The 14,505-nt window shown below is 72.7% G+C and carries 11 protein-coding genes; 6 read left to right on the top strand and 5 right to left on the bottom strand.

All coding sequences use genetic code 11. The features are described from left to right. The first annotated feature begins 232 nt into the window (after positions 1 to 232). Together QEZ54_RS22925 and QEZ54_RS22920 are read left to right on the top strand one after the other, a co-directional pair. The gene (locus QEZ54_RS22925) at positions 233 to 2,347 is read left to right on the top strand and encodes an acyltransferase family protein (protein ID WP_281306759.1); all 2,115 of its coding nucleotides are present in this window, start codon (positions 233 to 235) and stop codon (positions 2,345 to 2,347) included. A 92-nt stretch (positions 2,348 to 2,439) separates the two neighbouring features. After that, positions 2,440 to 2,901 (top strand): T6SS immunity protein Tdi1 domain-containing protein, encoded by a 462-nt coding sequence (locus QEZ54_RS22920; protein WP_281306758.1) that lies wholly within the window; start codon positions 2,440 to 2,442, stop codon positions 2,899 to 2,901. Between the two features lie 54 nt (positions 2,902 to 2,955). On the opposite strand, the gene QEZ54_RS22915 is transcribed toward QEZ54_RS22920, so the two are convergent. The 3 genes from QEZ54_RS22915 to QEZ54_RS22905 form a co-directional block, all read right to left on the bottom strand. Next, positions 2,956 to 3,432, bottom strand: a complete 477-nt coding sequence (locus QEZ54_RS22915; RefSeq protein WP_281306757.1) for a DUF309 domain-containing protein — start codon at positions 3,430 to 3,432, stop codon at positions 2,956 to 2,958. A gap of 102 nt (positions 3,433 to 3,534) precedes the next feature. Further along, a complete protein-coding gene (locus QEZ54_RS22910) occupies positions 3,535 to 4,794 on the bottom strand; it encodes a pyridoxal phosphate-dependent aminotransferase family protein (RefSeq protein ID WP_281306756.1) in 1,260 nt (419 codons plus the stop codon). Positions 4,795 to 4,816: 22 nt separating this feature from the next. Beyond that, positions 4,817 to 7,858, bottom strand: a complete 3,042-nt coding sequence (locus QEZ54_RS22905; protein ID WP_281306755.1) for an EAL domain-containing protein — start codon at positions 7,856 to 7,858, stop codon at positions 4,817 to 4,819. A 356-nt stretch (positions 7,859 to 8,214) separates the two neighbouring features. Between QEZ54_RS22905 and QEZ54_RS22900 the strand changes: the two genes are divergently transcribed. Beyond that, positions 8,215 to 8,850, top strand: coding sequence for a hypothetical protein (locus tag QEZ54_RS22900; RefSeq protein WP_281306878.1), 636 nt, complete (start codon positions 8,215 to 8,217; stop codon positions 8,848 to 8,850). Positions 8,851 to 9,116: 266 nt separating this feature from the next. Next, positions 9,117 to 9,941: an alpha/beta hydrolase gene (locus tag QEZ54_RS22895; protein WP_281306877.1), complete on the top strand. Its 825-nt coding sequence runs from the start codon at positions 9,117 to 9,119 to the stop codon at positions 9,939 to 9,941. Positions 9,942 to 10,091: 150 nt separating this feature from the next. Here the strand turns inward: QEZ54_RS22895 and QEZ54_RS22890 are convergent, their stop codons facing one another. Both QEZ54_RS22890 and QEZ54_RS22885 read right to left on the bottom strand, forming a co-directional pair. Beyond that, positions 10,092 to 11,726: a sodium:solute symporter gene (locus QEZ54_RS22890; RefSeq protein ID WP_281306754.1), complete on the bottom strand. Its 1,635-nt coding sequence runs from the start codon at positions 11,724 to 11,726 to the stop codon at positions 10,092 to 10,094. Continuing rightward, positions 11,723 to 11,938: a DUF3311 domain-containing protein gene (locus QEZ54_RS22885; RefSeq protein ID WP_281306753.1), complete on the bottom strand. Its 216-nt coding sequence runs from the start codon at positions 11,936 to 11,938 to the stop codon at positions 11,723 to 11,725. The genes QEZ54_RS22890 and QEZ54_RS22885 overlap by 4 nt, the downstream gene beginning before the upstream one ends. Before the next feature lie 198 nt (positions 11,939 to 12,136). On the opposite strand from QEZ54_RS22885, the gene QEZ54_RS22880 reads away from it, so the two are divergent. Beyond that, on the top strand, positions 12,137 to 13,339 hold the full coding sequence (locus tag QEZ54_RS22880) for an acyl-CoA dehydrogenase family protein (RefSeq protein ID WP_281306752.1): 1,203 nt from the start codon (positions 12,137 to 12,139) through the stop codon (positions 13,337 to 13,339). After that, positions 13,336 to 14,451 carry an acyl-CoA dehydrogenase family protein gene (locus QEZ54_RS22875; protein WP_281306751.1) on the top strand — a complete coding sequence of 372 codons (1,116 nt, stop codon included), beginning with the start codon at positions 13,336 to 13,338 and terminating at the stop codon, positions 14,449 to 14,451. Before QEZ54_RS22880 ends, QEZ54_RS22875 begins: the two co-directional genes overlap by 4 nt. Positions 14,452 to 14,505 lie beyond the last annotated feature (54 nt).

The following is a 14,505-nucleotide window of genomic DNA, read 5'->3' as shown; positions in this document are numbered from 1 at the left end:
CAACGACGCGAACGGGTTCGCGGCAGAGGTCGGCGACGTGATCCATGCGTCGGGATTAGGCCGCCCATTGCAGGTCGTCGCGGCATGGCCGGAATCGGTTGTCCGACTGGACTAACCCCATCGGGCGGATCTTCGCCGTACGCGATTTCGGGCGGCTTCCGCCGCTTCCTGCCGGGGCGGTCGGCAGATGGCACTCGTGACGACTCCGCCATCGCGCACCGACAGGAACACGATGACCGCCACCGTGTACGAAGCCCCGCCCGCCGCCGACCCCGCACCCGCGCCGACCCGCCGTGACCGGACCGACAGGCAGCCCTCGTTCCGGCCCGACGTCGAGGGGCTGCGGGCGCTGGCCGTGACCGTGGTGGTGCTGTTCCACGCCGGGGTCGGCGTGCTGTCCGGCGGCTACGTCGGCGTCGACGTGTTCTTCGTGATCTCCGGCTTCCTCATCACCGGGCACCTGCTCAAGGAGGTACGCAGGACCGGCACCATCTCCATCGGCGGCTTCTACGCCCGCCGGGCGCTGCGCCTGCTGCCCGCCGCCACCTTCGTCACGGCGGTCACCGTGCTCGTGTCCTGGCTGTGGCTGCCGCCGGTGCGCTTCGCCCAGATCGCGGGCGACGCGCTGGCCACCACCTTCTACGGCATGAACTACCGGCTCGCGCTGCAGGGCACCGACTACCTGGGTGCGGCGCAGACCCCGTCGCCGCTGCAGCACTTCTGGAGCCTCGCCGTCGAGGAGCAGTTCTACGTCGTATGGCCGCTGCTGCTCATCGCCGCGGTGCTGCTCACCCGCCGCCGCCCGCACCTGCGCCACCGCGTCGTGCTCACCGTCTTCGCGCTCATCTTCGGGGTGTCGTTCGGGCTGTCGGTGTGGCAGACGAGCGTGTCGGCACCCTGGGCGTACTTCGGCATGCAGACGCGGGCCTGGGAACTGGCCGCGGGCGGCCTGGTCGCCGCGACGGTGCACCACTGGGAGCGGCTGCCCGTCCGCCTCGCCATCGGGCTGCGCTGGCTGGGCCTGGCCGCCATCGTCTACTCGGCGCTGACGTTCACCGAGGCCACCGCCTTCCCCGGGTACGCGGCGGCGCTGCCGGTGCTGGCGACCGCGCTGGTGCTCGGCGCGGGCTGCGCGCACCCGTGGTCGACCGTGCTGAGCCTGGCTCCGGTGCAGGTCACCGGACGGCTGTCGTACGGCTGGTACCTGTGGCACTGGCCGGTGCTGATCGTCGCGCCGTACGTCTTCGGCGAGCTGCCCACCGCGAAGCTGGTCGTGCTGGCCGGGCTGTCGTACCTGCTGGCCGCCGCGACCCTGCGCCGGGTCGAGGACCCGATGCGCTCCGCCCCGCGCCTGCGCCGCCGCCCCTGGCACGGCATCGCCCTGGGCGTCGGGCTGTCGTCGCTGCTGGCCGCGGCCGCGGTGGCGGCACCGGTGCTGGTGCCGCCGCGCAGCACCGGTGTCGGCCAGGCCCTGGACATGTCCGCGGCGCTGCGCGACGCCACCGGCGCCGAGCGCGAACTGATCAACGCGGTCGCGGCGGGCGCCGAGTCGCGCAACGTGCCCGCCAACCTGACCCCGACCGCGGAGCACGCCGAGGTCGACGTGCCGCAGCTCTACCGCGACGGCTGCGACCCCGCGTTCACGGAGTCCGAGGTGCGCAAACCCTGCCTGTACGGCGACACCGGCTCGGCCGTGACCATGGTGCTGTTCGGCGACTCGCACGCCGGGCACTGGTTCCCGCCGCTGGAGCAGATCGCCAAGGACCGCGGCTGGCGGCTGGCGGTGGTCACCAAGTCGGCCTGCTCCGCCGCGACCACCCTCATCTACATGCCGAACCTGAAGCGGAACTACACCGAGTGCGTGCAGTGGCGCGACGCGGCCGTCGACTACATCCGCTCGCTGCGCCCCGCCCTGGTCGTGATGTCGTCCAACGGCAACGGCGACGCGGTCGACGTCGGCGCCGACCAGGCCGTCGGCTGGGCGGGCGCGTGGCGCAAGACCTTCTCCCGGCTCGCCCAGCCCGGCACGCGGCAGGTGCTGATCAGCGACACCGCCTGGCCCGCGGGCGACGCCCCCGAGTGCGTCTCGGCCCACCTGAGCAGCGTCGACGTCTGCCACCGCCCGACCCAGGCCGCGATCGGCGACGGCCGCCGCCGGGCCATGGTCGCCGAGGCCGCCCGCCTCGACGGCGTCACCGTGATCGACCCGCTGCCGTGGCTGTGCACCCAGGCCCGCTGCCCCGTCATCGTCGGCAACACCCTCGTCTACAAGGACAACAGCCACCTCACCGCCACCTACGCCCGCCTGCTCACCCCCGTCCTCGCCCCCCACCTCCCCCAGCCCTGAGGTAAGGAAGGGTCCCTTCTTATCGCTTTCCGTAGTGGAAGGGGCCCTTCTTAACCGCGCGGTCCGGGGCGGGGGCGGGGCATAATGCCTGGATGCAGCTCACGAAGACGTTCACCGAAGAGCAGTTCGCCCGCGCGCTGGAGTCGTGGGCGTGGCTCGATCTGGCCGGGCGCAAGCCGGTCTTCACCTCGCTGTTCGGCGACGTCTTCCTCGTCGGCACCGACGGCGTCAGCTACCTCGACGTGATCGAGGGCAAGCTGCTGGCCGGCATCTGGCCGGACGGCGCCGCCCTCGAGGCGATGCTGAACACCGAGGCGGGGGAGGACCGCTACCTGCTCGGCGGCCTGGCGCTGGGTGCGCAGGCCAAGGGGCTGACCCTCGGCCCCGACCAGGTCTTCACGTTCATGCCGCCGCCGGTGCTGGGCGGCAAGGTCGGCCTGGAGACCGTCGAGGTGGCCGACTTCGTCGTCGCGGTGGACATCGCGGGCCAGATCCACGACCAGATCCGCGCCCTCCCACCCGGCACCCCCATCGGCAGCATCAAGATCGCCTGAAGCGCCCCCGCGGCGCGGCGGGGCGGGGCGCGCGGCGGGGCGGGCGGGGCGGGGTCAGGTGTTCATCAGGCGGGGGGCCAGGTCGGGGGCGGCTGCGTCCGCGCGGGTGATCCGGGTCGCCAGGGTGCGGGACCAGGTGGCCAGTTCGTCGGCGGCGATGCCGTGCGGGGGCTCGGCGCCGTACGCGGCGATGCGGTCGGCGGCCCGGTTCAGCAGCCGGGCCGCGCCCGTGGCGTTGCCGCGCCGGACGTGGGTCAGCCCGACCGCCAGCTGCGCCAGCCCGCGCCACAGCTCCCGTTCCGGCTCCGGCGCGTCCTTCCAGGCCGCCTCCAGCACCTCGTGGGCGTGGAACGGGCGCCCCGCGTCGAGCAGGCGCTGTGCTTCGGCCAGTGACTCGGCGGGGGACAGGTGCAGGTCGTCGGGGGTGGTGGCGATGCCCGCCGCCCCGTGCGGCAGCGGTCGGCCCAGCTCGTCGCGGGGGCGGGCGTTGCGTGGGCGACCGGCCCCGTCCCGGTCGCGTCGTTCTCCCATTCCCCCATCTTGGTGCCCGTGCCCGAGATCGCGCGAGTCGCCCGGCAGGCGGGCGTATCTTGACCTCTCTTTCCCCGATTGCCCGGCAACTTGGCCAGGGGTTCACGGGGTGGTGGGGCGGAGGGCGCCGGCGGCGGCCAGTTCGGTGAGGGCGGCGTTGAGGTGGTCGACCTGGGTGTGGGTGTGGGCGGCGGTGAGCTGCAGGCGGAAGCCGACCTGGCCGCGCGGGACCAGGGGGTATGCGGCGAGCGTGACGTAGATCCCGCGCCGCCACAGCAGGTCGGCGACCTCGGCCAGGTCCCGCCCGGCGGCCAGCGGCAGCTCCAGCACGGGTGTGCCGTGCCGGTTGGGCGTGTGCACGCCGAGCCCGCGCAGGTGGTCCAGCACCCGTTTGGTCAGCTGGTACAGGTGGGCGCGCAGCGCGTCGCCGCGCTCGGCGTTGACGTCGAACCCGGCCAGCACCCCCGCCAGCGACGCGGTCGGCGACGGCCCAGAGTAGAGGTACGGCGGCGCCGCGAGTTTCAGGTGCTCCTTGACCTGCGTCGGCGCGGCGACGAACGCCAGCAGCGCCGAGTAGGCCTTGGAGAACCCGCCCACCAGCACCAGGTTGTCGTAGCTCTCGCCGCAGTGGCGCACCACCGCGTTGCCGCGCGAGCCGTACGGGGTGGTCGGCGCGCCGTCGAGCTCGCCGATGACGCCGAAGCCGTGGGCGTCGTCGACGTACATCAGGGCGTCGTGCTCGCGGCAGATCGCGGCCAGGGCGGGCAGGTCCGGCACGTTGCCGGTCATGCTGTTCACCCCGTCGAGGCAGACCACGCGGGGGCGGTCCGGGTCGGCCGAGCGCAGCAGCCGCACCAGCTCCTCCGGGTCGCTCATGTGCCAGCGGTAGAGCCGGGCGCCCAGGCCCCGGGCGTAGGCGCCGCCGTCGTAGATGGTCTTGTGCGCGGTCGCCTCGACGAAGACCGTGCCGCCGTCGACCAGCGCGGGCAGCACCGACATGTGGATGTGCGTGATCGTCGGCAGGACCAGGGTGTCCGGGGCGCCGAGCAGCTCGGTCAGGCGCTCCTCGATCTGCGGGTACAGCCGGGGGTTGCCCAGCAGCCGGGACCAACTCGGATGGGTGCCCCACCGGCGCATGGCCGCGGCCGACGCCTCGATGATCTGCTCGTCGAGGTCGAAGCCGAGGTAGTTGCAGGAGGCGTAGTCGACCAGCCAGTGGTCGCCGATGCGGATGCGGCGGCCGTCGATCTCGTCGATGACCGCGTCGTACATGCGGGTGCCGGCGCGCAGCCGGTCGAGCTGGTCGGTGGAGGGCACCCGGTGGGCGTCGGGGGTGTGCACTCCGGATGCGGCGGGGCTCACGCGGTCTCCTTGCTGTTCGCCGTCAGGCCGGCACGTGCTGGGCGGTCATGAACTTCAGGGCGTCCTCGCTGGTGAGCGGCCGGGCGAAGAGGAAGCCCTGGCCGTACCGGCAGCCGATGCGCGACAGCAGGTCGCGCTCGACGGTGCGTTCGATGCCCTCGGCGATGACCTGGAGGCCGAGGGTGTGCGCGAGCCGGACGATGCCGTCCACGAGGGCCGCCTGCTGGGCCGAGGAGGCGATGGTGCTGGTGAACAGGCGGTCGATCTTGACGACGTCCAGCGGTACGTGCCGCAGGTAGCTCAGCGACGAGTAGCCGGTGCCGAAGTCGTCGATGGCCACCCGGACGCCGGTGGCGCGCAGCTCGGTCAGGTCCTCCCAGATCTGGTCGTCGTCGCGCAGCAGCAGGCTCTCGGTGATCTCCAGCATGAGCTGGTGCGGGGGCAGCCCGGCGTCGGTGAGCGCGTCGTGCACGCTCTCGACGAAGCCGGGGGCGCGGAACTGGCGGGCCGAGACGTTGATGCTGACGTACGGCGCGTCGGGCCCCGCCTCGCGCCGCCACCGGGCCGCCTCGTGGATCGCCTTGCGCAGCACCTGGTCGCCGATCGACACGATCTGCCCCGACTCCTCGGCGACCTCGATGAACTCGCCGGGCAGCAGCCGCCCGCGGGTCGGGTGGTACCAGCGCACCAGCGCCTCGTACCCGGCGGTGATGCCGGTGCGCAGCTCCACGATCGGCTGGAACTCGATCGTGAACGACTGGTCGGCGATGGCCTGGTCCAGCTCGGTACGCAGCTCCAGCCGCTCCACGATCGCGGTGTGCAGCTCCGGCAGGTAGCGCCGCCACTGGCCCTTGCCCTCGCCCTTGGCGACGTAGAGCGCCATGTCGGCCTGGCGCAGCAGGTCCTGCGCGTTGCTCGCGTCGGCGCTGGTGGAGATGCCGATGCTGGCCATGCCGGAGACCAGCCGGTTGTCGATGGTGAACGGCTCGCTCAGCGCGGCCACGATCCGCCCGGCGACCTCGTCGATGGTGGCGGCGTCGTGCGCGCCCTCGATCAGGGCGGCGAACTCGTCGCCGCCCAGCCGCGCGGCGATGTCGTCGGAGCGCAGCACCTCGGCCAGCCGGTCGCCGACCGCGCGCAGCAGCTGGTCGCCGTGCTCGTGGCCCAGGGTGTCGTTGACGACCTTGAAGTCGTCCAGGTCGATGAAGAGCACGCCGACGACGGTGCCGTCGTGCTCGGCGCGGGCGATGGCCTGGGCGATGCGCTCGGAGAACCGGACCCGGTTGGCCAGCCCGGTGAGCGAGTCGTGGTACGCCAGGTGGGTCAGCTCCGCCTCCATCCGGCGCTGGTCGGTGACGTCGCGCAGGGTCAGCACCAGGCCGCCGACCGTCGGCTCGTCGCGCAGGTCGCGGCAGGAGACCTCGGTGCGCACCGAGGTGCCGTCGGGGCGGCGTACGGTCCAGTCGGCCGTGTCGACCGCCTCGTCCTCGCTGGCGGCCAGCGCCAGCAGGTCGGTGACCAGCGTGTGGTGCGGGCTGTCGACCAGGTCGGCCAGGTTCTTGCCGTCGAGGTCGCCGGTGCCGAAGACGGTCGGCGCGGACGGGCTGGCGTACCGGATGCGCCCGCCGTCCGGTTCCACGATCAGGATCACGTCCGCGGTGTTGTGCACCAGGGTGCGGAAGTACTGCTCGCTGTTGTGCCGGGTGATCTCGTTGTTCAGCATGATGCGCTCGATGGCCAGCGCCGCCTGCGAGGCCACCACCTCCATCGGCAGCTGCAGGTAGCTCAGCGACATCTCGTCGGCCGACAGCAGCAGCACACCGATGTTCGGGTCGCCGATGGGCCGGTCGTCCAGGGCCAGCGGGCACAGCAGCGTGATCTCGAAGTCGCCGAGCTGGCGCGCGATCTGCGGCGGCAGCGAGCCGGTGAAGCGCATCCGGGAGCCGGTGGTCGGGGTGGCGGGGAAGAGCTCGGGCTCGCTGCCGTCGTTCATGACCATGACCGCGCGGTACGGCGTGCCCGCCGGCAGCAGCCGCTCGGCGGTGCGCTTGAGCACCCAGGTCACCCCGTCGACCGTGGTCGCCGACATCAGCGCGGCGTTGCTGGAGCGGATGCCGGCGGTGCGGATGGTGTCGCCCCGGTAGCTGTTGATCACCCCGAACAGCCGGATCAGCGCCAGCAGGAAGGTGGCCACCACGAACGCCACGATCACCATTGGGTGCTGGAGCCGGCCCTGGCCCACCCCGAAGATCAGGACGATCAGCGGGATCAGTACGAAAAGCGTCAGCAGTACCTGGTGGAAGGTGGTCATCTCGCGCGGCCGGACCACCCGGGGCGTGGTGAGGTCGGCCATCGACGGGTGCAGGGCGGCCGCACCCCAGCAGGCGTAGAAGACGATCCAGCCCAGGTCGACCGGGCCGCCCACGCGCCAGAAGCCGTGCAGCTGGACCAGGCCGTAGAAGACGTCGGCGGCGAGCAGGCCCAGCGCGCCGGTGGTCAGCAGGGCAACGGTGGGGCTGAACGGCACCACCGCGATGAGCCGGCCGACCGTGGCCAGCAGCAGGATGTCGCCCAGCGGGTAGGCCACCGAGACCAGGCGCTGGCTCACGGTCAGCTGCTCGTTGAAGATCTGCGGGCTGATCAGGAAGACCCACGAGAGCAGTCCCAGCCCGGCGGTGACGATGATGGCGTCCAGCGGCACGGTGCGGTCCCGGCTGGCCGCCCCCGCCTTGGACAGGCCGAGCATGCCCAGGGTGACCAGCGGATACATGGCCAGGTAGAGCATGTCCGACAGGGAAGGGAACGGGTTGACCTCCCCGTACAGGTCGGTCAGCACGTTGTAGAGCGTGTCGCCGACGCAGAGCAGCGCCATCCCGAGCATCAGCCACAGCCACGGCGTCCAGCGGCGGGGCCGGTAGCGCACGATGCCGCAGACGATCGCCCCCACTCCGCTGAACCCGATCAGGCTCCAGATGAGGATGTGCTGGGCGGGGTAGCGGTAGAAGGCAGCGGCCAGGAGCGCCATCCAGGCGCCGTACCAGGCCATCACCTTGCGGGCGGACACGCTCCTCCTTCCGGCGCGGCCAAGCCGGGCAGTCGCGCTAGCCCGAATTAACCGAGTATGACATGTTTTCATGTACGTTATCGCGGTTCGGAGGGGTGCGCCGGAGATATGCGGCCTTGGCGACTCGGTATGTCCGGTTGCGCCCGCTCGTCCGGCCTCGGAATCACGCTGTGTAATCGGGGTTTCGGCACTAGGTGATCATGCCTGAGACCTGGTTCACAAGGGGTACCCATCCGACATGTCGGACCTGCACAGTTGGTGTCAGCACTTCGTACGTGAACGCACATCGCACTTCGTACGTGAACCCAACGAAGGGATCTCCACCCGTGGTCAACGTCGACCTGATCCGCAAGCACATGCCCGCCGTCAAGCGCGCCAGCGTCCGCGCCGTCCTTGCCGCCACCGGCATGGCCGTGCTGACCGGCTTCGCCGCCCCGGCGACGGCCGCGCCGCAGGCCACCGACGCAAAGCCCGTCGTGAAGTCCGAGCAGAAGGCTGAGACTCACAAGAAGGCCAAGACCGTCAAGGCGCCGACCGCCTCGCAGCTGATGCCGCTGGGTGTCAACGCCGAGCAGGCGTCCTTCGCCCCGACCGGTGAGCAGAAGGCCAACGCCGACGCCATCATCAAGGTCGGCAAGGAGATGAAGCTCCCGCCCCGCGCGTGGGTGATCGCCGTGGCGACCGCCGCGCAGGAGTCGACCCTGAACAACCTGGGCCACCTGGGCGACCAGAACGACCACGACTCGCTGGGCCTGTTCCAGCAGCGTCCGTCGGCCGGCTGGGGCAGCCCGGACCAGCTGACCGACCCGGAGTACGCCGCCCGCGCCTTCTACGAGGGCCTGGTCAACGTGCCCGGTTGGCAGGACATGGCGCTGACCGACGCCGCGCAGGCCGTGCAGGTCTCGGCGTTCCCGTACCACTACGCCAAGTGGGAGAAGCTGGCCGCCAACCTGGTGCTGGCCGAGTACGGCAAGGGCCCGCTGGCCGGCTGACGCCTGACCTGACCCATCCCTGAAGTCACCCCTCGCGAGGACCCCCGGACACCCGGGGGTCCTCGCGTCTGCGTTGCTCCGTGCCCATCCGATACGGGCGATTGTGCCGATGCGCCGGGAGTGCCCGACCGCAAAGACTGGCGATCGTCAATGTAGACCGGAGCCGCCCGGCTCCGCCCGTGGCTGGAGGCACCCCCGTGCAGACATCGCTACCAGGTACGCGCCGCTCCCTCGGCGCACGGACGCTGCTCGCGTTCACGCTCGCGCTGGCGGCCGGTGCCGTCGCCGCGTCCCCGGCGCAGGCCGCCGACAACCCGTACGAGCGGGGTCCGGCCCCGACCACCGCCAGCGTCGAGGCCGCCCAGGGCCCGTTCGCCACGTCCTCGGTCAGCGTGTCCCGACTGCAGGTCAGCGGCTTCGGCGGCGGGGTCATCTACTACCCGACCACCACCAGCGCGGGCACCTTCGGTGCGATCGCGCTGTGCCCCGGCTACACGGCGAGCTGGTCCAGCATCAGCTGGCTCGGTCCGCGCCTGGCCTCGCAGGGCTTCGTGGTGATCGGCATCGAGACCAACTCCGTGTACGACCAGCCCGACAGCCGCGGCCGGCAGCTGCTGGCGGCGCTGGACTACCTGGTCAACTCCAGCTCCGTCCGGTCTCGGGTGGACTCGTCCCGGCTGGCGGTCGGCGGCCACTCGATGGGCGGCGGCGGCACCCTGGAGGCGGCGCGGTCCCGGCCGTCGCTGCAGGCCGCGGTGCCCCTGGCGCCGTGGAACCTGACCAAGTCGTGGTCGACGCTGAGCGTACCCACGATGATCATCGGGGGTGAGGACGACACCGTCGCGTCGGTGTCCTCGCACTCGGAGCCGTTCTACAACAGCATCCCGTCCGCGACCGAGAAGGCGTACGTGGAGCTCAACGGCGCCAGCCACTTCTTCCCGCAGGCGCCGAACACGACTGTCGCCCGGAACATGATCTCCTGGTACAAGCGGTTCGTGGACAACGACACCCGGTACGAGCAGTTCCTCTGCCCGGCCCCGAGCAGCTCCTCCATCGAGGAGTTCCGCATCACCTGCCCCCTGGTGAGCTGACCCCCAACCGGAGCGGCGGTCGGACCCCGCCCGACTTAGCATTGACGCTGGCCTATCTGGAGCACGGATGATCTCCATTCGTCCTCTGGATAGGCCAGCGTCGATGTAAAGCGGGGTGGGGGCCGGGGGCGGGGGGCGGGGCGGGTGGGGTCAGCGGGCGTGGGCGGGGGAGCGGGCGCTGCGGCCGTCGATCAGCTCCTCGGCGCGGCCGGCCGCCCCGTCACCCGCGTCGGCGTAGTAGTCCGCCGGCCGGGTCAGGTCCACCCCGCCGGGCACCCGCAGCCCGCGCAGCAGCACCGTCGCGCCGACCACCACGACCAGGTTGACCGCCAGCGCGAGCAGCCCGACGTACACCGCGCCGCCCCCGCCGAGCCCCAACTCCGACAGCGGCAGGTTCGATCCGCCGAAGTGCGCCTTCACCACGCTCCCGTCGGCGGCCCGCTGCGGCACCCGCCACAGCAGCAGCACCCCGGTGCCCAGCCCGGTCAGCAGCCCGCTGATCAGCGCGTACCGGTGGAACCAGCCGGTCCACAGCCCGAGCACCACCGCAGGCACCGTCTGCAGCACGATCACGCCGCCGATGAGCTGCAGCTCCACCGAGAAGCGCGGGTCGAGCAGCACGATGAACGCCAGTGCGCCGACCTTGGCCAGCAGCGACACCCACCGGCTGACCGCGGCCTCCTCGGCGGCGGTGGCGTGCGGGCGCAGGTATTCGCGGTAGACGCCCCGGGTGAAGAGATTGGCCGCGGCGATGGACATGACCGCGGCCGGGATGAGCGCGGCGACGGCGACGGCGGCGTACGCGATGCCCGCGCACCAGGCCGGGAACGCCTCGTGGAACAGCTGCGGCATCACGGTGTTGAGGTCGCCGCCGACGGGGCGTACGCCCTGGCCGATGGCGAAGAAGCCGAGCAGTGCCAGCAGCCCGAGGGCGAGGCAGTACACGGGCAGGGCGGCGGTGTTGCGCTGCACCGTGGCCCGGTCGCGGGCGGCGAGGATGCCGGTGAGCGCGTGCGGGTACGCGAAGACGGCCAGCGCCGACCCGAACACCAGCGTGAGGTAGCCCAGCGACCCGCCCTGGGGCAGCAGCAGGCCGGTGGCGGGGGAGGCGTCGCCGTCCAGCCGCACCCCGGCGCCGCGGAACGCCGCGGTCCAGCCGCCGGACATCGCCACCAGCAGCGCGACCGACAGCAGCAGCCACAGCAGCAGCGCGTCCTTGGCGATGGACAGCAGCGCCGGGGCGCGCAGCCCGGCCCGGAACGTGCACAGCGAGGCGGTGCCGACGGCCAGCAGCAGCGGCCACTCGCCGTCCACGCCGAGCGTCTTGAGCAGCGCCTGCAGTGCGATGAGCTGCACCGCGATGTAGGGCAGGGTGGCGATGATGCCGGTGACGGCCACCAGCGCGGCGAGGCTGCGCGAGCCGAACCGGGCGCGGGTGAACTCGGCCGAGGTGACGAAGCCGTGCGCGTGCGACACCGACCAGGTGCGGGTGCTGATGACGTACGCCATGGGCGCGGTGATGATCGCGAAGGGCACGGCGAAGAAGCCGACCGCGCCGACGCCGTACACCAGGGCGGGCACGGCGATGTAGGTGTACGCGGTGTACATGCTGCCGCCCAGCAGGAACCAGGTGACCCAGTTGCCGAACGCGCGGCCGCCCACGCCCCACTCCTCCAGCGACTGCGGGGTGTGCGGGCGGCGCCAGCGGGCGGCGTAGAAGCCGAGCAGCAGCAGTACGGCGAGCAGTGCGGCGAAGACGCCGAGCTCCAGTCCCCGGTCGGTCATCGGCGCCGCGCCTTGGTCGCCTGGTACACGACGGTGATCACGAGCATGGCCAGCAGCGCGTCGGCGAGCTGGTACCAGTAGAAGAAGGGCATGCCCCACAGCCGCGGCTCCAGCCGGTTGTACAGCCCCACCGGCAGCGGTGCGAGCACCGGCACCAGCAGCAGCGACTGCCAGGCGCGCCCCCGGCGGGCGGGTCCGGGACGGTCGACCACGATGTCTCCTCTCAGGACGCAGGGTGATCAGCGCAGTGTCGGCCGGTAATCGACCGGCGCCATCGGCGAAATCACCGGTCTGCCGTACTGGCTGGTGAAGGCCGGTATGCCGGAGCGGTCCGGCCCTTCCCCGGTGGCGGCGCCTCGCCTATATTGCACTGGCAGTGCAGATTTCCACGAGCTGAGGCAGGGGTACGAGTGGACGACACGGTCACCGACGGCGAGGTGCGCCGCCGGGTCGAGGAGTTCCTCGCCGGGCGGCCGGTTCCGGCGCCGGGCGACGAGGACGGCCGCCTGGCGTTCCTGCGTGCCCGCTTCGACGCCGGCCTGGCCTGGGTGCACTACCCCGTGGGCCTGGGCGGCCTGGCCGGGCCGCGCGAGCTGCAGCCCCGGGCGGACGCGCTGTTCGCGGCGGCGGGCGCACCCGACAACACGCCCCGGCGCATCGGCATCGGCCTGGGCATGGCCGCCCCGACGATCCTGCGCCACGGCACGCCTGAGCAGCACGAGCGCTTCCTGCGTCCGCTGTGGACCGGCGAGCAGATCTGGTGCCAGCTGTTCAGCGAGCCCGGTGCCGGATCGGACCTGGCCGCGGTGGCCACCCGGGCGGTGCGCGACGGCGACGGCTGGCTGGTCAGCGGGCAGAAGGTGTGGACCTCGATGGCGCACCGGGCCCGCTGGGGCATCCTGCTCGCCCGTACCGACGCCGACGTGCCCAAGCACCGGGGCATGACGTACTTCGTCTGCGACATGCACGCCCCCGGCGTCGAGGTGCGGCCGCTGCGGCAGCTCACCGGCGAGGCCGAGTTCAACGAGGTGTTCCTCACCGACGTACGGCTGGGTGATGAGCTGCGGCTGGGCGAGGTCGGCCAGGGCTGGGCGGTGGCGCAGACGACGCTGATGAACGAGCGGGTCGCCATCGGCGGCGGCCCGGTGCCGCGCGAGGGCGGCCTGGTCGGGCTGCTCGCGCGGACCTGGCGCGAGCACCCGGAGCTGCGCACCCCGGCCCTGCACGACGAGCTGCTGCGGCTGTGGGTGCGGGCCGAGGCGGTCCGGCTGACCGGCGTTCGGCTGCGCCAGCAGCTCGCCGCGGGTGAGCCCGGACCGGAGGGCTCAGCGGTGAAGCTGTCCTTCGCCACCCTCGCCCAGCAGCTGAGCAGCCTGGAGGTGGAGCTGCTCGGCGAGGCCGGGCTGCGCCACGACAGCTGGGAGTTCAGCCGCCCGGACGTCGTCGACTTCACCGGCCGGGGCGCCACGTACCGCTACCTGCGCGCCCGGGGCAACTCGATCGAGGGCGGCACCTCGGAGATCCTGCGCAACATCATCGCCGAGCGGGTGCTCGGCCTGCCCGCCGAACCCCGGGTCGACCTCGACCTCGCCTGGAAGGACCTGCCCCGATGAGCCTGGACCTGCGCTACGGCGAGGTGGAGGAGCAGCTGCGCGCCTCGGTGCGCGCGCTGCTGGCCGACCACTGCGCGCCCGCGGCCGTGCTGGCCGGGCTGGAGCGGTCCGGCGCGCCCGACCCGCGCCTGTGGCGCCTGCTCGCCGCGGACCTCGGGCTGTCCGGCCTGGCCGTGCCCGAGTCGCTGGGCGGGGCGGGCGCCGGGGCCTGCGAGCTGGCCGTGGTGCTGGAGGAGCTGGGCCGCGCCGCCGCGCCGGTGCCGTTCCTCGGTACGGCCGGACTGGCGGTCGCCGCGCTGACCACCTGCGCGGAGGTGCCCGAAGCGGCCGAGCTGCTGGCCCGGATCGCGGGCGGGGCGGTGGTCGCGCTGGCGGTCCCGTTCAGCACCGCGCCCGGCTCCGGCCTGACCGCGACCGTCGCCGCCACCGGCAACGTGCTGGCCGGCCCGGTCACCAGCGTGGCCGACGCGCTCGGCGCGGACGTGCTGCTGGTGCCCGCCGCGACCGGCCTGCAGAGCGGCCTCTACGCGGTGGACGCCGCGGCCGCCGGGGTGCGCCGCACCGCCGTGGTGTCGCTGGACCAGACCCGGCCGCTGTGCGACCTGACCCTGTCGGCGGTACCCGCCCGGCCGCTGGCGCTGGGCGCCACCGCCGCCCGTGCGGTCGAGGCGGCGCTGGTCACCGGCGCGGCGCTGCTCGCCTCGGAGCAGCTGGGCACGGCGCAGTGGTGCCTGGACGCCACGGTCGAGCACCTGCGCACGCGGCGGCAGTTCGGGCGGGTCGTCGGGTCGTACCAGGCGATCAAGCACCGGCTGGCGGACCTGTGGGTGGAGCTGGCCCAGGGGCGGGCGGTGGCCCGCTACGCGGCTGCCTGTGCCGCCGCGAATGATCCGGACGCGCCGGTGGCGGCGGCGCTGGCGCAGGCGCACTGCTCGCCGCTGGCGGTACGCGCGGCGGAGGAGTGCGTGCAGCTGCACGGCGGGATCGGGTTCACCTGGGAGCATCCGGCGCACGTGCACCTGAAGCGGGCCCGCAGCGCGGCGCTGGCGCTGGGCGGCGCGGGACGGCACCGGGCCCGCCTGGCGGAGCTGGTCGACCTGCCGCCGAGCTGATCTTCCTACACCACCGGTGCGTGAAGCCTGGCGCGGATCAGCGCTCCACCAGCG

The organism is Catellatospora sp. KI3, assembly GCF_029948125.1.
Taxonomy (GTDB): Bacteria; Actinomycetota; Actinomycetes; order Mycobacteriales; family Micromonosporaceae; genus Catellatospora.
Note: the sequence above shows the minus strand (reverse complement) of the source record. Positions and strands in the feature narration are given on the sequence as shown.

Bases quoted from the DNA above. Each gene is read 5' to 3' on its own strand.
- QEZ54_RS22890 (WP_281306754.1), bottom strand. From the start codon at position 11,726: ATGACCGACCGGGGACTGGAGCTCGGCGTCTTCGCCGCACTGCTCGCC.
- QEZ54_RS22875 (WP_281306751.1), top strand. From the start codon at position 13,336: ATGAGCCTGGACCTGCGCTACGGCGAGGTGGAGGAGCAGCTGCGCGCC.
- QEZ54_RS22925 (WP_281306759.1), top strand. From the start codon at position 233: ATGACCGCCACCGTGTACGAAGCCCCGCCCGCCGCCGACCCCGCACCC.
- QEZ54_RS22900 (WP_281306878.1), top strand. From the start codon at position 8,215: ATGCCCGCCGTCAAGCGCGCCAGCGTCCGCGCCGTCCTTGCCGCCACC.
- QEZ54_RS22920 (WP_281306758.1), top strand. From the start codon at position 2,440: ATGCAGCTCACGAAGACGTTCACCGAAGAGCAGTTCGCCCGCGCGCTG.
- QEZ54_RS22915 (WP_281306757.1), bottom strand. From the start codon at position 3,432: ATGGGAGAACGACGCGACCGGGACGGGGCCGGTCGCCCACGCAACGCC.